Raw genomic sequence first — 25,685 nt, 5'->3', positions numbered from 1 at the left:
TGTTCTATCACCTAATTAATGTTTGTATGCATTAGCTTGTCTAACTTCTGTATCTTGGATTTTCAGACCATTCTCTTCAGCTATTTTCGTGATTCTTTCCGGACGGCTTAAGTCTTTAATTTGGAACACTAATCCTTCATTTTTCACACTTTGCACTTCCACCTCTTGTTGTAAATTTTGAAGATCCCTGTTTAGTGCATCGGTTGAAGAAGAGAATGACACAATGTATCCAATTGCAACGATAAGACATATCCCTATTAAGGAATATATAACCTTTTCTCCTTTGGTAATCCAACTTTTCTTATGTACGACAACCTTCTTTGGTTTGGTTTGCGTATTAGTCGAATAGGTCTCTTGCCACGTTCTTGCATGATTCGCTGCCATTACTTTTTCCACCCTTCCTTATAGGTAAAGTCTTCTTCCCAAGGTTTTACTTTTTCAACAATTCTTAGTTTAGCTGACCTTGATCTTCTATTATCATCTAACTCATTATCGTTAGCTACTATTGGTTTTTTTGTAATTATCTTAAATGGTGCTTCGAACTCCTTAGGTATAACTGGTAGATTCCTAGGGGTTTCTTTAGCTGTACTCCATTTTTTAAAAGCTTGTTTACAAATACGATCCTCTAACGAATGAAATGTAATTACTACAACTCTGCCATTAACGCCTACACAACGTGCTGCTTGATGTAGTGCATCATTAAAAGCTTCTAATTCATCATTAACCGCTATCCGTATCGCTTGAAATATTCGTTTTGCAGGATGCCCTCCTTTTCTTCTCGCGGGTGCTGGAATGGCTTCCTTTATAATATCAACTAATTGATGTGTGGTTTCTATTGCTGCTGTTTTACGATGACTCTCTATCTTCCTTGCAATTTGCTTAGAGAACTTTTCCTCACCATATTTAAAAAATATCGACACTAATTCATTAAACGACCAAGTATTAACAATGTCATATGCACTTAACTCCTGATCTGGATTCATTCTCATATCAAGTTTTGCATCATGCTGGTAACTAAATCCTCTTTCACCACGATCTAATTGGGGAGAGGATACGCCGAGGTCAAATAAAATTCCGTCAACGTGTTTGATTTCTCTTTTTTGTAATTCGTCTTCAACATGACGAAAGTTGTTATGTATAAATAGTATGCGGTCGTGATACGGCTCCAACCTTTTTTTGGCCGCTTCAAGCGCATCGATGTCTTGATCAAACGCGATAAGTAATCCATCTTCATTTAATTTGGAAACGATACTTTCAGAGTGTCCCCCACCACCTACAGTACAATCAACATACGTACCATTAGGTTTAATTTCTAATCCATCTATTGCTTCTTCTTTCATAACTGTATAATGTTCAAACATCGTAGCACCTACTTTTACTGTGTTATATATTGGTCTAACTAAATATCGAAATCAAGGAGATTTTCAGCAATTTCTGCAAAGGATTCCTCAGAATCGTTGAAATAATCCTCCCAATTCTCACTAGCCCAGAATTCAATTCGATTCGATACGCCGATAACAACACACTCTTTATCTAATGCAGCATATTTCCTAAGTGGTTGTGGAATATTTATTCTTCCCTGTTTATCCACTTCACATTCTACTGCGCCAGAAAAGAAAAAACGTGTAAATGCTCTAGCGTCTTTCTTGGTTAGGGGGAGTTTTTTTAGCTTTTCTTCCAATTGTTTCCATTCATTCATATGGTAAGCAAACAAACATTTATCTAATCCACGAGTTACAACAAAACTTTCTCCTAAGTCTTCACGAAACTTAGAAGGTACAATTATTCTACCTTTTGCATCGAAATTATGTTGAAATTCACCCATGAACATGTAGTTCGCCCCACCTTCATGTCATTATTCTACCACATCCCCCCACAATTCACCACTTATATTATTAAAAAAATATAAATTCTGATTAAATAATTCTTAAGAACTACTTTCAATAAAAAAAGCTATCTTTTAAATTGGTATAGCAGCTCTTATTCCCAGTGAATTCAAGCTGTTTTTATACCAATAAAAGATAGCGAATTTCTTATATATTAAATTAGTGGTAGATAGTGGGGGATTAAAAACCACCCTTTGATTGGGGATTGTTTTCTCCCTTACTTATTCATTATAGGTAGACTGCGTAATGGTCTTCTCCAAATGAGCAAGGTAATGATAATACGTCCTTAAAAACATTCATTCCATAATTATTTAATAATGGTATTGGGTTCCACACTCTTTCCTGTAATCCTCCTAAAGGATGTAAAACATCATTCATTAAATCAAATTCTTGCAACTCATAACTATAGATTTCTTCAATTGTTTTTCTGATTCTTTTTTCTAAAAACTCAATATCTCGTTTCAAGAAGTGAAGGTTTTTATTTGCTAAATCACCTAGATCGGAGCGTAAATCAGCAGCTATTTTCCGCATAGGCTCATGAATACGTTCAACTTCTTCTTTTATATGTTCCGAGACTTCTTCTATTGGGGGATAATTTTTCTCCTGTAACCATTTTTCTTTTTGTTTCTCTACTCCTATAGCTATTGCTCTCTCAAGTGGAATATTGTATTTATGTAATACTTTTTCTACACTTCGATTCACAAAAGTATATGACAATCTCGGTACAACTGGGGGCATATTAATGTTTAACGCCGTGAAGGCCGGCTTTAATACGGACCAATAACCAACTTCTCCAGGTCCACCAATAAATGCTAATGTTGGAAGTAACAGTTCCTGCATCAATGGCCTTGTGACAACATTGTTACTTAGCAAATGAGGCTGAGTATGAGCTAAATCAATTAATTCATCAGTAGTAAACAATACCTCATTTTGCTTACCAACCCAAACACCTTCATTTTTTCGCTTTAGTAATACACGTTCCCCATCTAAATGGTAAAATAAATGCGCATCATCTGATTCAACTTCTAAGGATACTGTATATCCATCTTGCTTTAAGTCTTGAAGGGAATTGTTAACTCCTTTACTTATTAGAGGTTGCTTCTTAATTATCTGGGTAAAGTAATCACTTTCAAGCCCTCTTACCAATTCAGCATCTGAATCAATTAAAACTAGACCCTCTTCTTGAAACAGCTCAAATATCAGTCTAGCAAAGAAATCAACGTACGTATTCGATCGTTCTAAACAATTATGTAATGTTTTATGTAAATCAACAGTATATTCCGTTTCGTTTAGTTCAGCAAATAAACTACTAATCCATTCACTCGTCAGTACTTTATTTATCTCCATAGACGAAACGGATTGTTTACCAAACATTTTATCCTTCGTTTTATATTTCTTTATTCTTCCACTTTTATTTTCTTTTAAAAAGATATGATTTATTTCATCAAAATCATGGTCCTCACCTGCAATCCAAAATACAGGAATTACAGGTACATTTAGATTTTCTTCTTGTTGCTTTGCTAGTTGAATAATAGATATAACTTTATTAACGCTATATAAAGGCCCTGTTAATAATCCTGCTTGTTGTCCTCCTACTACCACCACTGCATTTTCATCGCGGAGACGATTTATGTTGTGTAACGTTTCTTCAGGAGCATCCCAACTGCTATTTAATTGGTGTAAAACATTTGCCAGTTGTTCACGGCTGAATTCTCGATTTTGAATTTCTTTTAATCTTTCTCCAAATGCATCTTTTTTATAGTCAAAGTAACTCATGATTTTTTCGTCATTATTACAATAATCCGTCATTAATTTAGTTCGGTTATCTAGCTTAATGGGTTCAATTCGCATTAACTTCATGCTCCTTTTAACGTTTGTTCATTCCGAACAAAATTATTTTATCTATCCTCTAGTAGAATTTTATATTTTTTAAAATACTAGTATGTATTGTACAAAAAATTGTTGAAGATTTCATCCAATCTGTTTCTAAACCCTTAATCCAGAGATTATATGTATGTTATTAACCAAAGGAGTAATAAGATAATGTATGAAATTGAAAAAGTTAAAAAACTAATTCTCCACATTAGTTTTATTGCTTTGAAATGGTTAATATCGATTTCTCTTTTCCATTGTATAATTACAATCATCAATAAGATGCTTAATAAAATCAGTAAAATATATCCGATAAATTGACCACTAAACAATTCAACTAGTAGCAAGTCAACTGCAATAATATAAAAGAGAGTTGTCCAATTCATTGATTTATGAAATGATTTAACCTTATGCTTGAAAATCCATAAAAAAACTCGATAAAACAAAAGTGTTAGCGGTAACGGTATCATAATCATTACTAACATTAAGTCCATTTCTATAACCCCATCCATCTTCAATCCTAACGTATATAAACTTTACCAGATGTCTTAAATCCTTACAATCTTTTAATTCCCTTCCATTTATTGTTTATAGTTACTTATTTCTTTATTTAACTAATTATATTATAATAGTATAAAAGATATAAAAAACAAAATAATTCTGACATCAGGGGAGGAGAACTATGATTAAAGTAGAAAAGTTATTAATCAACTTTAAGACTCTAGAAGAATTTAAGCGCTTTAAAGAATATGGACACCAAGAGTTGTCTATGTTAGAAGATCTTCAATCAAATATTGTAGAAAACAACAGTGAATCACCCTTTTACGGAATTTATTACGGAGACACGCTCATCGCCAGAATGAGCTTGTATAAAGTTGATAAGAAATACGACAACTATTTCGATCCACCGCAAAACTATCTAGAATTATGGAAATTAGAAGTCTTACCACATTATCGTGGTAAAGGTTATGGAAAAAGGTTAGTAGATTTTGCAAAAAGCTACCAACTGCCAATCAAAACAAACCCTAGAATTAATTCACATGATTTTTGGGAAAAAATGGGCTTCCAAAAAGCTACGTATGAGATGGAAAGAGACCGAGGAGAGAATCCATTAATTTGGCTCCCTGACGGTGTACATGAAAAAGAAGTAAATCAGTGATAAGAAGTTTTTATTTTTCTTCAAAAATAAAAGCGCTTTCTATCCTAAGATAAGCTTAATGTTTCTAAGCTGGCAATCACATAGAAAAAAGACATGGATCATTCATGTCTTTTTATATTCAAGTATAATTTTTATGAGCTAGACTAATACAGAATGGTATGTATTATTTCCGAAAGTTATCGTAGTTTTTATTACACCACCCCCACATTATTAAAGTGGGGGTTTCTCAATAAAGTGGATAAGCAATATCAAAAATCATTTACTTACTATGACTTATGTTTTTTTCACTTACCCATTTCCAAAGATTCCCCATTTCTTCCCACGCCTTTTCATAATAGGAAAGTCTTTCTTTTAATAATTCATTTTCTTCTTTAAGTTGGGCTACTAATCTTTCTTGTTCTTTTTGATGTTCTTCAATGGAGTAAGTCGATCGCATTTTTTCTAATAACGATATCGCAGTTTCAATCGTATCCTTCTCAGAGCTAGGAGAAGGGTTACCATCACTTTCACCAGTTATATGGGATCTTTGGGATAGTCCACCACCAAATTTTCGTTCTTCTTTTGCCTGTTGGATGGCGTCTTGATATTTCTTCCTTATCGATGCATTCCACCGAAACCCACAAGCAGCCGAAGTCCTCGAAAGTTGTTTTGCGACATCTTTAAATGCTTCTAATTGTGTCTTTCCTTCTCGAATATAGCGAAGTACCGTCTCAGCTAATATAATATCCTCATCATCTGTCCATGCATCCTGTCTTGTAGCATTCATAACATCACTCCTTATCTATTTGCTATCAATGTATGCTTGAAATAGGAATGATAGAATAATACTTTAGTAATTTGATGAATTTTTTTCTAAGTAATAAGATGAAGATGCTATAAACAGAACAGATAACTAGTCCCCTGATAAGTACTTACTAAATTATCCATTCATTGGTCACCGTTAAATGCTAGTACGAGAAAACTAACGATTTGAAAACCGTTGTACTGCTAGTTTATGTTCTGGAGATTCCCATAAACTCGCACAACTCTTTACTTCATCACTCATTTTTCTATATAACGATTCAACAGAAATAGAAGCAAGATATTGTCCCTTCAGTAACTTCATTTGTTCAGTGGATCGATTTAAATAGGGTTGTACTAGATTATGAACATCCCCCCACTCTTCAGATGAAATGATTTGATTAATCCACCCTTGTTCCATCAAGTAGTTTGCATCATATATATTCGCTTCTAATAACCATTGATAGGCAAAAGTAGGATTTACTTTTTCATAAAGTAACGCTCCCCCTCCCCACCCTGGCAAAATACCAAGGTTAGCTTGTACGAAACCAAACCGAGTAGAAGTTTTTGCTATTCGAAAATCACATGACGTAGCGATTTCACAACCACCACCTAGAGCATTGCCATTTAGCAAACAGATAGTTGGTACAGGAAAGATAGCAATTTGATAAAGAACTTCTTTCATTTTATCTAGTACATTGAAAGCATCACTATTAGAGAGTTCGCCATGTAATTCTGTTAAGTCACCACCTGCACAAAACATCTTATCTCCAGCACCTGTTATAACTAAAAATTTTATAGGGTCGTTTTTTGCCTTCAGAATAGATTCATAGAGTTTACTCATCATGTCTTCAGAGATTGCATTTCTTTTGAGCGGTCGATTCAATGTAATTAAACCATAACCATCATTTATGTATTCATATTTAACGCCATCATTCATAAATTCACTCCTCCCCTCACGACTAAATAACTCAGAATATTACATATTTTATATTGTTAAAAAAACAGACCACTCAAAGCGGTCTGTTTTTTTAGCATATGATTAGTCATTCACTACTTCTTTTCCATCATAATGCCCACATGATTTACATACATGGTGCGGCTTAGTTAATTCACCACAATTTGAACACTCTACCATTCCAGGTACGTGTAATTTTTTATGAGTACGACGTTGATTCTTAACCTTTTTAGAAGTTCTTCTTTTAGGTACTGCCATGTCTTACACCTCCTTCAAATAAGAAAACAAAACATAACTGATATGTCTATTTTTCTTGATCATTATCTTTGAATAAAGACTCTAACTTTTTAAAGCGCGGATCAATTGTCTTTTCGGTTTTCTCCTCTGAAACGACTTCCCATCCATTCCCTTTTTGATCGGGTAGGTCTTTGGCCTCTTCAGAATAAACTCGAAAAGGAACTTCCAATAAAATATTTTCCTTTATATACGGGGTTAAGTCAAGTACTTCTCCATCAATTGGATGGATTTCAGTATCTGTTTCTTCCTCAGTATAGTAAGACGAGCTAGAAAAAATTTCAGTCGTCTTTATTTCAAACGGATATACTACATCAACTAATGTACGTGCACAAGGTAAAATCATTTCCCCAGTTACTTTAAAAGTAAAAATAAATTGGTCCCCTTGTATTGTACAATCACCAGATACTTGGACTGGTTTTATTTCTCGTATATCGTTATTCATTTTCTCTAGTTCGGAAACATCAACCTCACCTGAAAAGGCAAAAGGTTTATTGTAAGCACTTTTCTTTAATTGTCCTATTGTAAATTTCAACATTTTTCACCCCAAGGCAACAAGAGTTATTTTAAAAGGAAATTGGACATTTGTCAATATATTTTCTTTACAGATGTTAAATATATTAATTGTTTACATTAGTATTTCCTTTATTTATCTGTTAATCATACTAAAAATAACCCATATTAGCAAAGCAATGCATTAATGCCCTTAATTTGGTACAATATACCAAGAAAATATGATTGGGGTTGTTAAAGTGAAAGCTTGTGGTTTAATTGTGGAATACAACCCATTTCATAACGGGCATCTCTATCATCTGCTACAGTCTAAAAACATAACTGGAGCTGACTGTGTGATTGCCGTTATGAGTGGTTCATTTTTGCAACGAGGCGAACCTGCAATAATCGATAAATTCCATCGGGCTAAAGCTGCGTTAACTACTGGAGTGGATATTGTTCTAGAACTCCCTTATCCATATGCAGTCCAAAGCAGTAATTTATTTGCTACTGGTGCCGTCCTAACACTTTCAGAAATAGGGGTAGACAGTATTTGCTTTGGAAGTGAACACGGGGAAATAGAATCATTTACAACAGGGTATGACCTATTCACTAATAATAAAGACAGTTATAACACAACATTAGACAAGTATTTAAAAGAAGGTCTATCATTTCCAGCAGCCAGCACCAAAGCTTATCATGAGATCGGGTTATCAAATGGTGATATAGATCTCTCTCAACCAAATAATATATTAGGGTTTAGTTATGTAAAAGCAATTATGGATTATCAATTAAGCATACAACCTTATACAATCCAACGAACTAGTAGTAACTATCATGATACAGAGATAAAAAATAATATAGCTAGTGCTACGAGTATTCGTAAGCAATTACTAGAAGATGAGAAGAACCTGCTTGATGTTTCAAATACACTTCCAACCGAAACTGTAAACCAACTACAATCGTATAAAGATAAAGGTGGAATATGGCATTCTTGGGAATCTTATTTCTCATTGTTGCGGTTTAAAGTAATGACAATGAGCACAGAGGAAATAGCTTCAATTGAAGGTGTAGATGAAGGGCTCGAATATCGTATTAAAGACACGGTTTTAAGCGCCAATTCGATGTATGAATGGTTTGAGTCTATAAAAACAAAAAGATACACGTGGACACGCCTACAGCGTATTTTTGTACACATTCTAACAAATACACAAAAAAATGAGATGAACTTAATCAAACAGGCAACAACAGTACCATACATAAGACTTCTGGGGATGAATCAAACTGGACAAGCTTATTTAAACAAAATTAAAAAAAGCTTAGATAAACCGATTGTGACTAGTTATTCCCGGGATCAATTCCCAATGTTAGAAATGGAAGAACGAGCAACTAACGCTTATTATAGTGTTTTAAAACCAAAACAGATGCAGAAGTTGCGAAAACAAGAATTTAAATCACCAATTATAGTATGATCATCAATATTCAAAAATCCGAACTAATCACATTAGTTCGGATTTGACTTATTTTATTCCATATTTTTCAAATAATTAAGCGCGTCTTCAAATGTATCTACAGGTACAATGACCATATCTGTACCGATATCTTCTGCTGTCTTTTTAGCTAGTTGATAATTGGAACCTTCTGCTCCATTTTCATTTGGTGCAAAAAAGATATCACATCCTTCTTTGTCAGCGGCAATAACTTTTTTGTCAATTCCACCAATTCGATAAACATTTCCATCGTAATCAACTTCTCCTGTTCCTGCAATTTGGTAACCCTTCGTTATATCTCCCTCTGTTAGTTGATCATAGATTTCTAGAGCAAACATCAACCCTGCACTTGGGCCACCAATACCACCACTTGAGAAATTAACTTCTGGATCGACTTCAACTTGACGATCAGTTACTAAACTGATTCCAATACCAACTCCACTATCTAGGGCATCTAATGCTTCAAGAGTAATTTCCTTAGTTAACTTCTCCTCTTCTCGATCCAAATCAACTGTTATGACATCACCAGCTGATTTTCCTTGAACATAAGAAATTAAATCATCTGCTTCATTTATTTCTATATTATCAATACCTGTAATTCGATCTCCCATTTCTAAAATTCCATCTGCAGGAGCATCTTCTAATACGGATACAACATACACTCCACTATATTCTATTGTAATATTGGCATCAGCTGCTTCATATGCTACCACTTTAGATGCTTCCTGGGAACTTTCCATCATTTGCAATTGCGCTTGAAAATAATCTTCATCCGTGATTCCCTCTGGGATAACATCTTCGATAGGTAAAACATCATGGTACGGCAATATTTTAGCCATTGCTAATTGCACTGGTGTCGCTTGCCCTCCTCTTACCGTAACAAGGTGCATGTCTCCTTCACTTTCATATGCACCTTCAACTGAAACGATTGGGTTTAATGCATCAGCCCCTCCAGGCTTATGAATATAATAAGGAAGTTGGTATGTAGATAGGAAAAAGGCAATTAGTACAACAATAAAAAAAGATAATATCTGTCTCTTTGTAAATTTCATTTCAAATCTCCTTCAATTTCTCGATTACGACTTACCCAACAAACACATTACTTCTAAATATAAAATCATAAAACTCTATATTTCACAAAAAAATACATTTGTACTAAAAAGTGTATGGCATATTTATATTATGTATGTGCGTATATTGGTATAGATGTAGAACTTGTCCAAGTCTAACTACAATTAATTAGAAACGGCATATCCTATGCCAAAATACTTGGTTTTGTCTTTTGATTGTAGTTTCATTTTATTTTACTACTATAAAAAAAATAAGTACAGTGAAGTTTATCGATTAGGAGGCAATCCCTTGAGTCAAATTACAAAAACACTCTTGTTAGCATCTTCTAGTGTATTTCTAGCGTTTGCATTAATTATTTTTCCAAAAGATGCATTCGAAGCCAGTATACGTGGACTAGATATGTGGTGGGAAGTAGTATTCCCATCCTTACTTCCTTTTTTCATAACAGCAGAATTACTGCTTAGTTTTGGCGTTGTACGTTTTCTAGGCGTTTTACTTGAACCTGTAATGCGTCCATTATTTAAAGTACCTGGTGTAGGTAGCTTTGCTTGGACAATGGGTATGGCTAGTGGATATCCGACTGGTGCAAAGATTTCAGTCCGCCTACGAGAAGAAAATCAACTAAGTCAAATTGAAGCAGAAAGACTAGTTTCATTTACAAATGCCTCCAGTCCATTGTTTATTTTTGTAGCAGTCTCTGTTGGATTTTTTAATGATGCCAAACTTGGTTTGCTATTAGCAGCTTGTCATTATATAGGTAATGCTTTAGTTGGAGTCTGTATGCGTTTTTATGGCAGAAACGAAACAATTAGTAAGCCAAAAATCAAGAAAGAGAAAGTATCGTTAAGACGAGCTTTTCGAGTAATGCATGAGACTCGTTTGAAAGATCCAAGACCACTCGGAGAGATAATGGGAGATGCCGTCTTAAATTCCATTAAAACATTAGTAATGGTTGGTGGATTTATCATTTTATTCTCTGTTCTTACAAAGCTATTATTTTTGATTGAAATTACTCCATTAGTTGCCATATTAGTAGAAAGTGTATTTCAAATTATTAACTTACCACCAGAACTCTCATTACCTTTTATAGCTGGTCTGTTTGAGATTACAATTGGTGCAAATATGATATCTAAAGAATTAGTGGACCCTTTCTTGGCTAATATCATAATTGTTAGTTTTATATTAGGATTTAATGGATTCTCCGTACAAGCACAAGTAGCAAGTATCATATCAAAAACAGATATCCGTTTTTTCCCATACTTTTTTGCAAGAATTCTTCATGGTGTAATTGCAAGTTTATTAACTATCATTCTGTATTACCCGCTTTACGTCAATCGTCAGGTTTTTGACCCTAGAGACCTACCAGTAAGTAATACAACTCAAGAAGAGACGTATCAAAGTATATTAGATAGTTTTAGTCAATTTGGGCCAGTAATCACTGTGACATTCATCGGGATTGCAGTTCTAATTACTCTAAGGAGGATCAACAGAAATAAAGTATTATAAAAAAAAGATGTTGCAGATTTTTAGTTTGCAACATCTTTTTTATTATAAAATATAACTTAGTAAATTACTTTACTTGAACTTCTCCATTAATGCTTTTTCAACTACCTCTGGGACTAAATCAGTCACATTTCCCTTATATTTAGCAATTTCTTTTACAATACTTGAACTTAAGAAGGAGTACTGATTATTGGTCATCATAAACAAAGTTTCAATATTATCATCTAATTTACGGTTCATGGATGTAATTTGCATCTCGTATTCAAAATCACTGACTGCTCTTAATCCTCTTAATATTACTTGTGCATTTTTTTCTTTTGCATAATCAATCAGCAGCCCATCACTTACATCCGCTACAACATTTGGTAAATCAATCGTTGCTTCCTCAATTAACTTAATGCGTTCTTCCACTGTGAATAAAGGACGTTTTGATTGATTATTAAATACTCCGACAATAACCTTATCAAAGATTCGAGAACCACGACGAATAATATCTAAATGACCATATGTAATCGGATCAAAACTACCTGGACATATCGCTAGGCTAGTCATTTACATTACCTCCTGTTTTTTGAAAAATAGTAATACCAATCGTTCCTCCATAATTAGCCTGTTTAATGGTAGAGTATAAATGTTTTTCTGGTAATTTATCGGAAGGGTCATATTCGCAGTAAACTAGTCCTCCATCTGCTAGTAAATTAAGCTTTTCGATTGTATCTAACAGTTTTTCATAGCTTATTTTATTATAAGGAGGATCCAAAAATATTAAATCAAATCTTAATCCTCTTTTACTAGCTGCATGTAATGCTCGAAAAGCATCTGCTCTATAAACTTCGGTATTATTTTCGAGTTTTAGGAGCTTTATGTTTTCTTTTATTGTTTGAATGGCCTGTGGGTGTTTGTCAATAAACAAACATGTATCCATTCCACGGCTTATTGCCTCGAAACCTAATGAACCACTTCCTGCAAACAGATCTAAGCATTTCCCACCCTCAAAAAAAGGACCCAGCATTTGGAAAATCGATTCTTTCACTTTATCAGTAGTTGGTCTTGTATTTTTACCCGGTACCGCTTTCAATTGCCTTCCTTTATGTATACCTGCAATAACGCGCATAGAAACACCCCGTCGATGTTATTCGACATTAATCCTACCATAATGAATAAGGTTTTGTATAGAAGGAAGAATTCTTAAAAAGATTATTAATTCCATGTATATATTTTTTTTGCTTGTAAATAATACGGTAATGAGACAGCTAATGCGTAGCTTGGTTGTTTCAAACTCGGAGAAGAAACTTACACTTCCCCATAAGTTCTCCTCCGGTTTCTCCTCTCCCTTTGCCTTTTTGTTTTCTAACAAGAAAACAAAGGGACCTGCAGAAATTATTTCTGCAGGTTTTTTTATGTAAACAAATAAAAAACCTCTGTGACTTCTCACAAAGGCTTTAAATCCCCATCTTATAATCATATTCTTTGGCTTTATCCGGCTTAGCATTATCAAAATTGGTGCGGATTTCTGATTTATATGAACGGTCAATTTTAGAAACGAAAGAGTACTTCAAAAGCTTGGTTTCAACTTCTTCAACTTTCGTTTGTTCAACATAAATTACTGCATACTTCAAACGTCTCGATACATAAATCAAATGCCCAAATCGTTTTATTTGTTTAATATTTTTCATATGTTGAAACCATATAATTAACCCTTGACGTTTCGTTCTCATTGCATTTCCTCACTTACCTAATTATTTGAAAATAGTCTACCAAAGCTGGAACATGACTTCAACTGTATATACTAATTAGGAAGCTGTACCACAGCCACAACTTCCACCACTACCACAGCCACAACCGCTGTCTGTTAAGGCAGCACCGTCTTTTGGAACTTTTATATCAATGCTTACACTATGCGCAATGTATTCACTAATGTCATCAAGTAACCGTTGTAAGTTCCTCTCAGCTATTTTATATTTTGCTACTTTATCATTCATATCCATTTCACGCTTTGTCATACGAACTTTCTTCATAATTTCATTGTAATCTGGATGATACCTACCAAAACGTTGGATATCTTCATAGTGTTCTTTTATATCAGTAAAAGCTTTAATAAGCTGTTGTGCCTCTTTATCTTCTGTTAAATTACTTTGTGCAATCCGGAATTCTTCAAAAACATCAGATTGTAAAACCATTTTGCCCAATTCTTCAGATTGGTCTAATATATTAACATATTCTAAGGTTGCAATCATAACTAAACTCCACCTCCACCATTATCATATCATTTTATTTGAATGGTGAAAATGAAAAACCATTAATCTTTCATAGATTCTGCAAATTGGAGAAGCATTCCTACCATTTGCATTCGATGATTCAAACGATCCAGTTTCTGAGGGATTGTTTTTCCATAAAACTGCTTAGATACCGCCTCTATCTCTGTCACTCGATTTGGTTCCCTTGCCAAGTACCGATACCATACCGGATTCATTCGAACAAAATGTAATAGTTCAGGCCTATTCTGTAAATAATGATAAATTTCTCTATTCATATCGATCACTAATCCCTAAACATACTAAATGGATCATTTTGACGTGGTTGCTTCGGATTTTTATTCTCTTGATACTGTGATAACATTTCTTGAATGGTTCCAATTGTTCCACTTAATTGTTGAACATTTTTTTGTACTTTATCTATATCGACATTTTCAGTCAGTTTTAGTAATTGACTAAATAACTCTGACTTTCCTTCCGTCTTTTCATCTGATTTTTTGTCATCACTCTCACTGTGGAACTGTTCCCACATCGGGTCATCTTCTCCTAATAACACCCATTTTTCATAATACTCTTGCCATGAACGCCCATTTTTTCTAATTTCTTGCCTTAATTTAGGGTGTTTATTGATAAATTCTTTAAATGCTGCCACTTTAGGATGCATTCTGTTCTCACTCAAGTTGACTCACCCCACTGCACATACTCTATAATTTGTGATACTTATACTTCATCCATTAATAGTTTATGTGATTAAATGTAGGCTGTGCATTATTATGGCTTTGTTAAGAAGTTTTGAGTGTAATAATAACGGAATACACCGACCCCCAAATGAGTAAAATCATTATTTAACAGTGCTTCACGGTGCCCTTCACTGTTCAACCAGCCTTCTACAGCAGCAGGTGCATCTACATATAAGGCAGCAATATTCTCACCGGCAGAAAAATAAAATATATCTTGAGCTGCAAGTCTTTCTTTTAATCCATCCCCATTTAATGCATAGTGTGAAAAATAGTTATTTTCAGCCATGTCTTTACTGTGTAGGTATGCCACTTCTTTTACACTTTCCTCCCACTCTAATGTAGAACGGTCAAAACTGTTCCGAATAACATTCGTTATGTCAAAAATCTGACTTTCCATCCCTGCTTCGACTTGATCCCATTGCTCATCAGATAATTTAGGTTGTTCAGGTAAATCCCCACGATAACTTAAAGCGTATGGACGTTGCAATAGTAAAATTTCTCCAGTCAAAATCCGAATAGAAGATAATTTCTGTGTGAACGTGTCAAAATATAATTGCATATAAACATCATTTCCTACCCTTACTAGAGGTCGCATTTTTAAATCTTCTTCATCTAATTGGAATGTATAAGATGTAATTCCTTTTCCATATGTTACTTCAGTTGAAAATGAGAAGATTTGATTCAAGTGATCGTAGTCATCTCCAATTTTTATCGAATTTGTTCCTACATCCATTCCCGTTGCAAAAATTGTTTTAACTTCATCATCCATTACCCCGAATTGGACGTATTCAGAATGGTCTTTCATATAAACCAACCAAGTATATCCATAGGAACTAATATCTTTTCGAAGGGGTTCACCCAGGGCTTCTTCTAGTTGGTTGACCCCACTTCCCATCCATTTAAATAGATTATCTTGAAGAATATGGTCTGATATAATTTTTTCCGGAACTTGTTTATTTTGTAACTCTTTTTCAGATGTTAGTGATTCATGATATATATGATTAACAGGCTTCTGTGTCGATTCTTTGTCGTTAAACAAAAATAATACGATTGAAATAGCTAGTAATAATAATAGTAAGAACAATAAGACCCTTCGAATAACTCGCATAGTATATTAACCCCTTCTACCTTTATTATTATTAAATATATATGTACTAGAATTCAAATACATTCCTATTAAAATGGAAATTTAATAGATGGAGTAGAAAAGGTAGATTTTATTAGTAAACACATAATTTATGACGATTTTTCTAACAATAGAAAATATCTCTTGTTTTTCATTGCAACTTCAAGCAATTCGTACTATTATAGTTTTAGTTAGGAAAATTTTGTGAGGTGGATAAATTGAGACTTGAAAACTTGGAAATTGAAGACATCCTTATTGATATTAAACCACTTGACCATATAATGGGCAAGCACGCATTTATCCGTGCAGGACAATGGGATTATGAAAGAGTTACATATGACTATAAAATAGGATCAAAAGAAAAAAATATTACTTACTATATCCGTATTCAAGGGTATGCTGTTGAAGGCGATGTAGATCGTGGGAATGCTGTTATTAAATTAATGACACCACTACTAGGTAAGCATTACTACCCACATGGTGTAGAATATGGTGAAGAAGAAAACTTCCCTGAGAATCTTGTTGAAAGAGCCAAAAAGCTTGTTCAAGGTGTAAGAGATGAAGTTAAGGATCACGAAAATAAATAATATTAATAGGTCAACAGTTCCATGTGAGCTGTTGATTTTTTATTTTGTTTTAATGAACTTATTCTGTTCAAAATGGGAAAATAATGCTATATTTTTTATAGATACATATATTTCTGTGTATAAGCTCGCTTTTTGAAAGGAGATTTCATTTTCTTGTTACGGAAAATTTCAAAACGCCATTGGACATTACTCTTTTTGGCTATATTACTCATTTTGTTTTGTATATTTATATTACCAATTTCGATTCCTTTAATTGTAGCTTTTTTTACTGCTTTAATGTTAAACCCACTTATTCGACTCTTCCAAAATCGTATAAAGCTGAGTAGAAAATTTGCTGTCACGATTGTCTTCCTATTATTTTTACTAGTTATGGGATTAGCCGGTACTTTCATCGTGACGAAAGCTGTTGCTCAAGTAGTAACCTTTGTTGAGGACGTACCATCTTACATCAATAAAGTAAATAACATTTATGGCAAATGGGAAGATAACTTTGAACAATATGGTGCGAATTTACCAGATGAATTTGTAAAACAAGTATCTGACAGTATAGAAACAAATTTAAAGAACTTAAGTACTACAGTAAATAAGACATTAACTATTGAAAATATCGCACAAGCATTTGCAGCAGTTCCACAATATATAATTAGCTTTATTGTCTATTTAATTGCTCTCTTTCTCTTTATGTTAGAGTTACCTATTTTAAAAGCAAAGTCATATAATATGCTTACCAAAGAAACAGCTAAAAAAGTTACCTTTATGAATAATCGTCTTTCAAGTGTAATATTAGGATTCTTTAAAGCACAATTCCTGGTTAGTCTACTAATTTTCGCCGTTTCACTGATTGGTCTATTAATTATAGCTCCCGATGTTGCTATTATCATGTCGTTAATTATTTGGGTGATTGATTTAATACCAATTATCGGCTCTATTGCAATTCTAGGACCTTGGTCAATTATTATGTTACTGGCTGGTGATATCGGAGTAGGAATTCAATTGGCTGTCCTCGCTATTATATTATTAGCTATTAGAAGAACAGTTGAACCAAAAGTAATGGGCAAACATATTGGATTATCTCCATTAGCAACTCTAATAGCAATGTTTATTGGTTTACAACTTATAGGAATACTAGGATTTATCCTTGGACCACTAATTGTCATTGCTTTTACTTCTGCAAAAGAAGCTGAAATCATTAATTGGAATGTAAAAATATAAGAAAAGCTTGAGAGTGCTCGGAGCTAGACTAATCTTTAACTTATACTTTCGATTCTATTAAAAGAGGTTATCACTAAGGAATTTCCCCTTATGTGATAACCTCTTTTCATGTTCCCAAAATTGCTTTTATTAAACTTGTCGTTTCTCCTCCATCGTATAACACATAAAGTAATAGATATACCATTACTCCAGTTATCGCAGTAAAGAACCAAATAACGCTCGTGATAGGCCCAATTTTACGATGAACTCGTATATTTCGTTTAAAGGCTAGTGTAAGTGTTACAATACCGAATATTGCTCCGGTAGTCGATAAGATAATATGAAAGACAAGAAAGATTGTATAATAGATTTCTAATTCATCTGGTCCACCAAAGCTTTGATTCCCTAAGAAAATTGTTCTGGACATATAAATGATGAAAAAGATCAATGCACTAATCGCTGCTGCAATCATAGTCTTCTTATGCTGTTTTTTCTTGTCTTTAACAATTAAAACCCAACCTATTGCAACAAGTATTGCACTAACAATAATGAAAAATGTACTGATTGTAGGTAATAATGGTGGCATCACACGAATCCCCTTCTAAGCATAATTAAAATTAATTTAAAATATATTTAAATCCAAATAACTAATTCGTTTCACTAAAATTATTTGCCGGTAATGGATCAACTTTCAAACTCTCTTCATTAAACCATCCATAAAAGATTTGCGCTAGTACAATTCCCCAAGTAATTTCCTGCATAATCTTCATTATAATCCCACCGAGTTGCTGGTCTTCTAATACACTCATAGGTGAGAACATCTCTGGGCCTGAAATGGCATAACTAATGCCTTCTAATACATCACCAGGTACACATAGACTTAATGCTTGCATCCAAGCTCCTGTAGCACTATATGTTGCAAATAGTGGTACATCAGAAAAGATAATTAAAACACAAGCAGGTGTAATTAAGACACTGTTACCAAAAATATAGAAGATCTTAACTAAAGGTTTCATTCGATCTAATTCTTTCGTTGGACTTAGAACAGGTAACCACACGATAAATGCAGCGAATAAAATAACGACTGAAACTGATGAATGAGCTATTTGAGATGATTTTGCAAAATTAAAGATATCTGGAAGGTGATACATAGAGAATAACCCATTAAATAAAAGCAAAGCAATTAGAGGCATCGTTAGAAATTTAATAATCGGCTTAATAACAGGCTTATTTACTACACGTTCCCAAATCCATTCAGGTATACCTTTAATAATCAATAGTGGAAATACGATGTAGTATATAGCCATCTGAACCATATGTGCCGTTAACATGATGTGTGATAATAGATCAATTGGACCACCTTTAACTACATATAATAATACTAATCCAATATAGAAAGAGGTTTGTTGTTTTGTACTTGGTTTAGCATCAATACCAAATTTATGACGAAATTGAACTGTTATCAAATAATAAGCAATTCCTATTGCTAACACAAAAAGAAAATAATATGGACTCCATAATGCACGAAAACCAAATATCTGTAAGTCTAACCACATATGTTTTTCACTCCAAAATAAAACTAGTTTCTTCTTACTAGTCTACAATAATATCGAACTGTAAAATTGAATAATTTATGAATTTTCCTTAACAAATTTAAGAAAGATCGGGACTATGCCCGATCTCTCTACATTATTACCACCATACTACTAAGACTAACCCTGCTATTGTTAACAAAGCAGCCCATACGCCACCATAAATCATTATGGAAGGCCATTCATGGTCTTTATCTTTCATATGCATAAAATAATAAAATTGAAATGCTACCTGTATCACAGCTAAAAGTAAAATAACTGGTACGACAAACATATCGCTAATTACATCTGATGCTACAATAGCAAACGCAATTAAAGTAAAGCCAATCATTAATGCAAATGAAATTAATTGTTTTTTCATTTCATCCTTGTTTTTTTGTTTCTGGAATGAGTCAAGGTTACTCGTATTGGAATTGTTAGCCATAATTAACCCACACTCCCCATTAGATATACAACTGTAAAGATAAATACCCAAACAACATCAATAAAGTGCCAGTATAAACTGAACGTATAGAATTTAGGTGCGTTGTATAAATTTAATCCTCTTTTAGCGTTACGAATCATAAGAGCTGTCAACCAACATAGACCGAATAAAACGTGTCCTCCATGGAATCCAACTAGTGTATAGAATGCTGATCCAAATGCAGATGAGCGGAAAGTAAAATCATAGTCATTAATATAATGAGCAAACTCATAAATTTCACATCCAAGGAATGTTAGACCTAATAGTCCTGTTACTCCTAACCAAAGCTGCATTTTCTTGAAGTTATTATTTTTCATATGGTACATCGCATACACACTAGTTAATGAACTGGTTAACAAAAGCATTGTCATTAAGAACACTAATCCTAAGCCGAATATGTCCTGAGATGCTACTCCACCAGCTGTTGAATTTTTAAGTGCTAAATACGTACCAAATAAACTAGCAAATAATACGGTTTCTCCACCTAGAAAGAACCATAGACCTAGAAACTTATTTCTACCTTCAAGGGTAGCCTTTTCAGGATTATGAGGCATTGTTTCTGGATTCAAGGAATGATCGTGACTCATATTAGTCAGCCTCCCTTTCTAATTCTTCTTTGGTTATATGGTAGCCGTGGTCATCTTTTAGGGAACGAACTAACATGGAACCAAGTGCAATTGCCATTCCACCAAATAATAGGATATATGCTGCATTATAGTCTGTTTGATAAATGAACCCAAATCCAGCAATAAAGAATCCTAATGACATAATAAATGGAATGATTGAGTTATTAGGCATATGAATATCACCTAATGGCTCTGCAGGTGTCATTTTACCATTACCTTCTGTCTTTTCAATCCAAAGTGGATCTAGACCACGAACTAATGGTAATTGTTTAAAGTTATAGAATGGCGGTGGTGATGGGATTGCCCATTCTAATGTACGACCTCCCCAAGGATCGGCTGGAGCTTTTTCTCCTTTAACCCAAGAGTAAATTGCATTGTACAAGAATACTAATACCCCAAATGTCATGAAGAATGCACCAATAGTACTAATATAGTTACCTGTATCCAAACCTTGATCTTCTAGGAATACCCAGTAACGACGTGGCATACCCATTAATCCAAGGAAATGCTGGATAAAGAACGTTAAATGGAAACCTATAAAGAATGTCCAGAATGCTAATTTACCCATAAATTCATTTAACACACGACCGAACATCTTAGGCCACCAATAATGTAATGCAGCTAAGATACCGAATACAACCCCACCAACAATTACATAGTGGAAGTGGGCGATAACAAAGTAAGTGTCATGATATTGATAGTCAGCTACTGAAGCAGCAACCATAATACCTGTCATACCACCAATTGTAAATGATGGAATAAATGCTAATGACCACAACATTGCTGAGTTAATCGTAATACTTCCACCCCAGAGGGTTAGTAACCAGTTAAAGATCTTAATACCGGTCGGTACTGCAATTGCCATGGTTGCAATAGCAAAGATCGAGTTAGCGAATGGTCCCATACCAACTGTAAACATGTGGTGAGCCCATACCATAAATCCTAAGAACGCAATTAATACTGTAGCGAAAACCATTGCAGTATAACCAAATAAACGTTTCTTAGCAAATGTAGGGAAGATATCACTAAAGATACCAAACGCCGGTAAGATTAAGATATATACTTCTGGGTGTCCGAAAATCCAGAATAAATGTTGCCAGATAATTGAGTTACCACCTAAGGCAACATCAAAGAATGCTGAACCAAACATACGGTCAAACATTAATAAGAATAATCCAACTGTTAACGCTGGGAATGCAAATAGAATTAACGTACTTGCAATAAACGTAGTCCATGTGAATAACGGCATACGCATGTAAGTCATTCCAGGTGCTCTCATATTAACGATGGTAACTAAGAAGTTAATACCACCCATTAATGTACCTGCACCGGATATCTGTAACCCTAAAATATAATAATCTACACCGTGTCCTGGTGATGTCGTTGATAACGGTGCATATGCAGTCCAACCAGCATCAGGTGCGCCAGTGAACCAACTAACATTTAACATAACTCCACCAAAGAAGAATAACCAAAATCCTAGTGAGTTAATAAATGGGAATGCCACATCACGTGCACCGATTTGTAATGGCATGACCGCGTTCATTAAACCTAGTAATATTGGCATGGCTGCAAAGAATATCATTGTTGTACCATGCATAGTAATCATTTCATTATATAATCCAGCAGTAATAAAATCATTTTCTGGTGAAATTAATTGTATACGTATAATAAGGGCTTCTAATCCACCTAACAGGAAGAAAAATCCACCTGCAACTAAGTATAGATGTGCAATTTTCTTATGGTCTACAGTAGTAAGGTATTCCCATATAAAAGCACCAACGCCCTTTTTTTGAGTAGCTGCTATACTCACAAGTTAAACCTCCCTTTTCCATCTTCCATCCCTAAAATATATTTTTAGTTTTCAGCACTTTCAGAAGTAATATCTGTATGCTTTAATTGTAGTAGATACTCAGCAATTTTCTCAGCATCTTCTTTATTTAATGCTGGATAATTATCAGTCATTTTGTTTCCTGGTTTAATTTCCTCAGGATCTAATAACCATTTAACTAAAGTATCTTTATCTAAATCCTCAACACCAGCTAATGTTTCACGGTTACCAAAGTTTGTTAAGTTAGGTCCTGTTTGAACTGGTGATGAACCAATAGCATGGCATCCCATACAATTGTTCTCTTGGAATAGTTCCTTACCTTCAACAGCAACTGCGCTTTCAGGTTCTTCATCTGGGTCAACATTTTTCATGTCAGCAACCCATTGCTCATATTCTTCTTTACTAACAACAATAACTTTAAAGTCCATTAATGAGTGTGAAGGACCACAGAACTCAGCACATTTACCCCAATAAACGCCTTCCTCATATGCTTCAATATAGAAGGTGTTTTCATTCTCAGGGTTTACATCCAATTTACCAGATAAAGAAGGTACCCAGAAGTAATGAATAACATCTGAAGATAGCATGTTAAAGTATACTTTTTCACCTACTGGAATGTAGATATCCTGACTTGTCTGGAAATCTTCTCCCTGATAATCAAAGTGCCACCAGAACTGGTAACCAGTTACATCGATGTTAATAGAATCACTTGCTTCTGTTTCATCTGCAAGGTCAAATGTTGCAAGTACTGTTGGAATGGCAATGATAATTAGTAACAAGATTGGAATAACTGTCCATACTGTTTCTAATGTATGATTCCCCTCAACTTGTTTCGGGATAAAATCTTCTTGTCCTTTCTTTTTACGGAAACGGATAAGCACAAAAATAAAAATTGCCATTACAACTGCAAATACTACTAACATAACTACAGTTGTTAATATGATTAAGTCCATTGAAACCTCAGCACCATACCCCTTTGGTACTAATGCCGTTAAGTTTTCTTTACCACACCCAGATAATATCAGGGCTAGGAAACCTAACAGGGATAATGCTTTAATTTTTCCCATCCAACCTTTCATGTAATCATACCTCTCTTTCTATTTGTTTCTTTTTCCATAATTAGATTAGGATACTTTAGATAATTGTCTTTCATGCATTATTACTATGCAATTAGGATTATCTATTAATGTAAGGGGATTACAAATGAAATTACTGCCATTGTAATAAATAGAATGGTTAAATAATTTAATGAATAGATAAAAATTAAATTTGCCCATTTCAGATCATCTTTCATCAGGAATCCACTTAACCCTAGTATTAGCCAACCTATATTTAATATAGTTGCAATTACTATAAATGTTGTCCCTAGTGATGCTAAGAAAAACGGTAATGGCAGTAAACAGGCAATATATACTATAATTTGCCGTTTTGTAAATTCAAATCCATACACGACTGGTAACATTGGAATATTTGCTGCTTCATATTCTTTGATCTTTTTCATTGCTAATGCTAGAAAATGTGGAGTCTGCCAGATAAACATAATTAAAAACAAAGTAATTGGTACTATATGAATACTAGTATCAATGGCTGCCCATCCAATCAATGGAGGGACGGCACCAGAAAAGCTGCCTACAATTGTATTTAACGTATATTTTCTTTTAGACCACATCGTATATAATACGACGTATGTAAACCATCCGAAGAAGGCGATAACAGCAGCTTCTACTGAAGTTAGTAACAATAATATATGTCCAACAACGCTAATACCTAAACCAAGGTATAATATGAACTTCATTGATAAACTTCCGGTTACTGTTGGTCTGTTTTTTGTTCTAGACATAACTGGGTCAATATCGACATCATACCAGTTATTAAGAATACATCCTCCCGCAATCACTAATGCAGTTCCACTTATAGTTAATAGGAATAAGTGCATATTCTCTAGAAAAGAACTGCCAGTAAAATGAAGTGCAAGTATAAAACCAGTCAATGTAGTTATTAAATTTGAGTTTACAATTCCAACTTTTACAAGAGCCTTTAAGTCTTTGATTAGTGATCCGTTATTTCCTCTAGATACATTAGTATTAGTTACTACGTGAGAAGAAGTTGTGTCAATATTATCCATCGTGTATATCCCCCCTTCTATCCTTATTTAAAAAGGAACAGATACAACTAGTATACTTTTTATTATGTTTTGTCTTCTTAAGATGTCCTACAAGTATACTGGCGATAATACTAAATGTATCCCGGAATAAATTACGGTCTCACACTACATATGTATTCCAAAGTACCACAGTCAAATTGTGACAAATTTGTGAACTTTTCTTGCCTAAAATAAAATAAAAGGCAAAATAGCCTTCTTGGAATGACAAGTATGTAGTGGCCCACATTTGGACATAGTTTTTTGAAGCTTATCAATTATCCCCTACATTATTTCTAGCAGACAATCAGAAACAATGCAAGAGTTTTTTCCTTTTTTAACGTGAATATAGTGTAAAATCATGATAATATAACAATTGTGTGTCATTTGTCACTTTTTCTCCTTAAATAATTGATTTATTGAAGGAGCTAATATTATTATTATCATTATAGTTAAAACTATTTATTTCTGAAATGTTATCCCCTTATTCTCAGAGAGTCTTTAATTTAACTAAATTAATACAAACTATGTTTTATATACGAATTGAGAGGAATAAATATTCTCCAATGATTTATACCCTTCAGTGATTCTACTATAATTTATTAAACATCAACAAGAAGCGAGGATAAATAATAATGATAAAAATACTTAAATGGCTATCAGTCGTAGCCACTATAGGAATGACCTTTATATTGATAGGTGGTGCACTTGTAACAAAGACAGACTCAGGAGATGGTTGTGGAGATAGTTGGCCATTATGCCATGGTCAATTGATCCCGTCAGATATCTCACCAGAGCTTGTTATAGAACTAAGTCACCGATTAGTGTCTGGAATCGTAGGTATTGTCGTTCTCTTACTCTCCTATTTTGCCTGGAAACATATTGGTCATATACGTGAAGTCAAATTTCTATCTTTCTTATCAATCTTCTTTTTAGTCTTACAAGGATTGATCGGTGCTGCAGCTGTAATGTGGGGACAATCAGACTTCGTTTTAGCATTGCACTTCGGAATTTCTTTAATTTCGTTTGCATCTGTATTTTTACTTATGCTACTAATTTTTGAAATCGATAAGAAATTTGATGCTTCTTCACTATTTATAAAGAAAAGCCATCGTCTGCACATTTATGCATTAAGCATTTATACGATGATTGTAGTATATACTGGTGCTCTCGTAAGACATATTAATGCTAATTTAGTATGTGGCGATTGGCCATTTTGTACAAATAGTTCCCCGCTAGCCTTTTCAGAATATAGTTTTGAACAATGGGTACAGATGGGACATCGTCTAGCAGCTGGAATACTATTTATTTGGACAGTCATACTGTTCATTCAAATGATTAAAAACTACCGTCACAGTCGTGTAATGTATTGGGGATGGATTGTTACGGTTAGTTTAATTAGTTTACAAGTTTTCTTTGGTGCAATGATTATCTTTACTATCTTAAACCTAGGCGTTGCCTTGATGCACGCACTTGTCATTACATGTTATTTCGGAATGCTTAGTTACTTTATTCTATTATCTTCCAGAAGTGCTGCAATGGAAAAGAAAAACAATGGCGTAAACAATAATAAAAATATAGTGCAAGGGTAAATAAAAAGAGTGCTGAATCACAAGATCAGCACTCTTT

The 25,685-nt window shown here is 33.9% G+C and carries 30 protein-coding genes; 6 read left to right on the top strand and 24 right to left on the bottom strand.

Features of this window, described 5'->3' with window-relative positions; all coding sequences use genetic code 11:
- Positions 1-15 precede the first annotated feature (15 nt).
- The 5 genes from ftsL to BUB12_RS00215 form a co-directional block, all read right to left on the bottom strand.
- Positions 16-384, bottom strand: a complete 369-nt coding sequence (gene ftsL / locus BUB12_RS00235) for a cell division protein FtsL (protein ID WP_072886779.1) — start codon at positions 382-384, stop codon at positions 16-18.
- A complete protein-coding gene (rsmH, locus tag BUB12_RS00230) occupies positions 384-1,361 on the bottom strand; it encodes a 16S rRNA (cytosine(1402)-N(4))-methyltransferase RsmH (protein ID WP_072886777.1) in 978 nt (325 codons plus the stop codon). Before rsmH ends, ftsL begins: the two co-directional genes overlap by 1 nt.
- A gap of 38 nt (positions 1,362-1,399) precedes the next feature.
- The gene (gene mraZ / locus BUB12_RS00225) at positions 1,400-1,831 is read right to left on the bottom strand and encodes a division/cell wall cluster transcriptional repressor MraZ (RefSeq protein ID WP_072886775.1); all 432 of its coding nucleotides are present in this window, start codon (positions 1,829-1,831) and stop codon (positions 1,400-1,402) included.
- Positions 1,832-2,114: 283 nt separating this feature from the next.
- Positions 2,115-3,737 (bottom strand): bacillithiol biosynthesis cysteine-adding enzyme BshC, encoded by a 1,623-nt coding sequence (gene bshC / locus BUB12_RS00220; protein WP_072886773.1) that lies wholly within the window; start codon positions 3,735-3,737, stop codon positions 2,115-2,117.
- 155 nt (positions 3,738-3,892) lie between these two features.
- Complete coding sequence (locus tag BUB12_RS00215) at positions 3,893-4,234, bottom strand: DUF3397 family protein (RefSeq protein WP_268801929.1); 342 nt, start codon at positions 4,232-4,234, stop codon at positions 3,893-3,895.
- 206 nt (positions 4,235-4,440) lie between these two features.
- Between BUB12_RS00215 and BUB12_RS00210 the strand changes: the two genes are divergently transcribed.
- Positions 4,441-4,917 (top strand): N-acetyltransferase, encoded by a 477-nt coding sequence (locus tag BUB12_RS00210; RefSeq protein ID WP_072886769.1) that lies wholly within the window; start codon positions 4,441-4,443, stop codon positions 4,915-4,917.
- A gap of 259 nt (positions 4,918-5,176) precedes the next feature.
- Here BUB12_RS00210 and BUB12_RS00205 read toward each other — a convergent pair whose 3' ends face one another.
- The 4 genes from BUB12_RS00205 to BUB12_RS00190 form a co-directional block, all read right to left on the bottom strand.
- On the bottom strand, positions 5,177-5,683 hold the full coding sequence (locus tag BUB12_RS00205; RefSeq protein WP_072886767.1) for an RsfA family transcriptional regulator: 507 nt from the start codon (positions 5,681-5,683) through the stop codon (positions 5,177-5,179).
- A 195-nt stretch (positions 5,684-5,878) separates the two neighbouring features.
- Positions 5,879-6,637, bottom strand: coding sequence for an enoyl-CoA hydratase/isomerase family protein (locus tag BUB12_RS00200; RefSeq protein ID WP_072886765.1), 759 nt, complete (start codon positions 6,635-6,637; stop codon positions 5,879-5,881).
- 102 nt (positions 6,638-6,739) lie between these two features.
- Entirely contained in the window at positions 6,740-6,913 is a 174-nt protein-coding gene (gene rpmF / locus BUB12_RS00195) for a 50S ribosomal protein L32 (RefSeq protein ID WP_072886763.1), read from the bottom strand.
- A gap of 46 nt (positions 6,914-6,959) precedes the next feature.
- On the bottom strand, positions 6,960-7,484 hold the full coding sequence (locus BUB12_RS00190; RefSeq protein ID WP_072887660.1) for a YceD family protein: 525 nt from the start codon (positions 7,482-7,484) through the stop codon (positions 6,960-6,962).
- A gap of 199 nt (positions 7,485-7,683) precedes the next feature.
- Between BUB12_RS00190 and BUB12_RS00185 the strand changes: the two genes are divergently transcribed.
- Positions 7,684-8,913 carry a nucleotidyltransferase gene (locus BUB12_RS00185; RefSeq protein WP_327196123.1) on the top strand — a complete coding sequence of 410 codons (1,230 nt, stop codon included), beginning with the start codon at positions 7,684-7,686 and terminating at the stop codon, positions 8,911-8,913.
- Positions 8,914-8,966: 53 nt separating this feature from the next.
- On the opposite strand, the gene BUB12_RS00180 is transcribed toward BUB12_RS00185, so the two are convergent.
- Positions 8,967-9,983, bottom strand: a complete 1,017-nt coding sequence (locus tag BUB12_RS00180; protein ID WP_072886760.1) for a SepM family pheromone-processing serine protease — start codon at positions 9,981-9,983, stop codon at positions 8,967-8,969.
- Between the two features lie 307 nt (positions 9,984-10,290).
- Between BUB12_RS00180 and ylbJ the strand changes: the two genes are divergently transcribed.
- The gene (gene ylbJ, locus BUB12_RS00175) at positions 10,291-11,508 is read left to right on the top strand and encodes a sporulation integral membrane protein YlbJ (protein WP_072886758.1); all 1,218 of its coding nucleotides are present in this window, start codon (positions 10,291-10,293) and stop codon (positions 11,506-11,508) included.
- A gap of 69 nt (positions 11,509-11,577) precedes the next feature.
- Here the strand turns inward: ylbJ and coaD are convergent, their stop codons facing one another.
- The 7 genes from coaD to BUB12_RS00135 all read right to left on the bottom strand — a co-directional run bounded on the left by coaD (position 11,578) and on the right by BUB12_RS00135 (position 15,608).
- Entirely contained in the window at positions 11,578-12,057 is a 480-nt protein-coding gene (gene coaD, locus BUB12_RS00170; protein ID WP_072886756.1) for a pantetheine-phosphate adenylyltransferase, read from the bottom strand.
- Positions 12,050-12,619: a 16S rRNA (guanine(966)-N(2))-methyltransferase RsmD gene (gene rsmD, locus BUB12_RS00165; protein WP_072886754.1), complete on the bottom strand. Its 570-nt coding sequence runs from the start codon at positions 12,617-12,619 to the stop codon at positions 12,050-12,052. Before rsmD ends, coaD begins: the two co-directional genes overlap by 8 nt.
- A gap of 328 nt (positions 12,620-12,947) precedes the next feature.
- Positions 12,948-13,223, bottom strand: a complete 276-nt coding sequence (locus BUB12_RS00155) for a YlbG family protein (protein WP_072886750.1) — start codon at positions 13,221-13,223, stop codon at positions 12,948-12,950.
- A gap of 75 nt (positions 13,224-13,298) precedes the next feature.
- Positions 13,299-13,742: a YlbF/YmcA family competence regulator gene (locus tag BUB12_RS00150; protein ID WP_072886746.1), complete on the bottom strand. Its 444-nt coding sequence runs from the start codon at positions 13,740-13,742 to the stop codon at positions 13,299-13,301.
- 62 nt (positions 13,743-13,804) lie between these two features.
- Positions 13,805-14,038: a YlbE-like family protein gene (locus BUB12_RS00145; RefSeq protein WP_072886744.1), complete on the bottom strand. Its 234-nt coding sequence runs from the start codon at positions 14,036-14,038 to the stop codon at positions 13,805-13,807.
- Positions 14,039-14,046: 8 nt separating this feature from the next.
- On the bottom strand, positions 14,047-14,439 hold the full coding sequence (ylbD, locus tag BUB12_RS00140) for a YlbD family protein (RefSeq protein WP_234982520.1): 393 nt from the start codon (positions 14,437-14,439) through the stop codon (positions 14,047-14,049).
- Positions 14,440-14,531: 92 nt separating this feature from the next.
- The gene (locus tag BUB12_RS00135; RefSeq protein WP_072886742.1) at positions 14,532-15,608 is read right to left on the bottom strand and encodes a CAP domain-containing protein; all 1,077 of its coding nucleotides are present in this window, start codon (positions 15,606-15,608) and stop codon (positions 14,532-14,534) included.
- A gap of 236 nt (positions 15,609-15,844) precedes the next feature.
- Between BUB12_RS00135 and BUB12_RS00130 the strand changes: the two genes are divergently transcribed.
- Positions 15,845-16,213 carry a YugN family protein gene (locus tag BUB12_RS00130; protein ID WP_072886740.1) on the top strand — a complete coding sequence of 123 codons (369 nt, stop codon included), beginning with the start codon at positions 15,845-15,847 and terminating at the stop codon, positions 16,211-16,213.
- Between the two features lie 153 nt (positions 16,214-16,366).
- The gene (gene ytvI / locus BUB12_RS00125; protein WP_072886738.1) at positions 16,367-17,425 is read left to right on the top strand and encodes a sporulation integral membrane protein YtvI; all 1,059 of its coding nucleotides are present in this window, start codon (positions 16,367-16,369) and stop codon (positions 17,423-17,425) included.
- Positions 17,426-17,531: 106 nt separating this feature from the next.
- Here the strand turns inward: ytvI and BUB12_RS00120 are convergent, their stop codons facing one another.
- The 7 genes from BUB12_RS00120 to cyoE all read right to left on the bottom strand — a co-directional run bounded on the left by BUB12_RS00120 (position 17,532) and on the right by cyoE (position 24,041).
- Positions 17,532-17,990, bottom strand: coding sequence for a DUF420 domain-containing protein (locus BUB12_RS00120; RefSeq protein ID WP_072886736.1), 459 nt, complete (start codon positions 17,988-17,990; stop codon positions 17,532-17,534).
- A gap of 61 nt (positions 17,991-18,051) precedes the next feature.
- Complete coding sequence (ctaG, locus tag BUB12_RS00115; RefSeq protein WP_072886734.1) at positions 18,052-18,960, bottom strand: cytochrome c oxidase assembly factor CtaG; 909 nt, start codon at positions 18,958-18,960, stop codon at positions 18,052-18,054.
- A 136-nt stretch (positions 18,961-19,096) separates the two neighbouring features.
- The gene (ctaF, locus tag BUB12_RS00110) at positions 19,097-19,420 is read right to left on the bottom strand and encodes a cytochrome c oxidase subunit IVB (RefSeq protein WP_072886732.1); all 324 of its coding nucleotides are present in this window, start codon (positions 19,418-19,420) and stop codon (positions 19,097-19,099) included.
- Positions 19,421-19,422: 2 nt separating this feature from the next.
- Complete coding sequence (locus BUB12_RS00105; RefSeq protein ID WP_072886730.1) at positions 19,423-20,046, bottom strand: cytochrome (ubi)quinol oxidase subunit III; 624 nt, start codon at positions 20,044-20,046, stop codon at positions 19,423-19,425.
- A 1-nt stretch (position 20,047) separates the two neighbouring features.
- Positions 20,048-21,898: a cytochrome c oxidase subunit I gene (ctaD, locus tag BUB12_RS00100; RefSeq protein WP_072886728.1), complete on the bottom strand. Its 1,851-nt coding sequence runs from the start codon at positions 21,896-21,898 to the stop codon at positions 20,048-20,050.
- A 44-nt stretch (positions 21,899-21,942) separates the two neighbouring features.
- A complete protein-coding gene (coxB, locus tag BUB12_RS00095; RefSeq protein WP_072886727.1) occupies positions 21,943-22,995 on the bottom strand; it encodes a cytochrome c oxidase subunit II in 1,053 nt (350 codons plus the stop codon).
- A 104-nt stretch (positions 22,996-23,099) separates the two neighbouring features.
- Positions 23,100-24,041 (bottom strand): heme o synthase, encoded by a 942-nt coding sequence (gene cyoE / locus BUB12_RS00090; RefSeq protein WP_072886725.1) that lies wholly within the window; start codon positions 24,039-24,041, stop codon positions 23,100-23,102.
- Between the two features lie 650 nt (positions 24,042-24,691).
- Here cyoE and BUB12_RS00085 point away from each other — a divergent pair.
- Positions 24,692-25,648, top strand: a complete 957-nt coding sequence (locus BUB12_RS00085) for a COX15/CtaA family protein (RefSeq protein WP_072886723.1) — start codon at positions 24,692-24,694, stop codon at positions 25,646-25,648.
- Positions 25,649-25,685: the final 37 nt, after the last annotated feature.

It is taken from the genome of Ornithinibacillus halophilus (assembly GCF_900129485.1).
In the GTDB taxonomy this organism is placed as follows: domain Bacteria; phylum Bacillota; class Bacilli; order Bacillales; family Amphibacillaceae; genus Ornithinibacillus; species Ornithinibacillus halophilus.
This window is presented reverse-complemented; position numbering and strand designations above follow the sequence as displayed.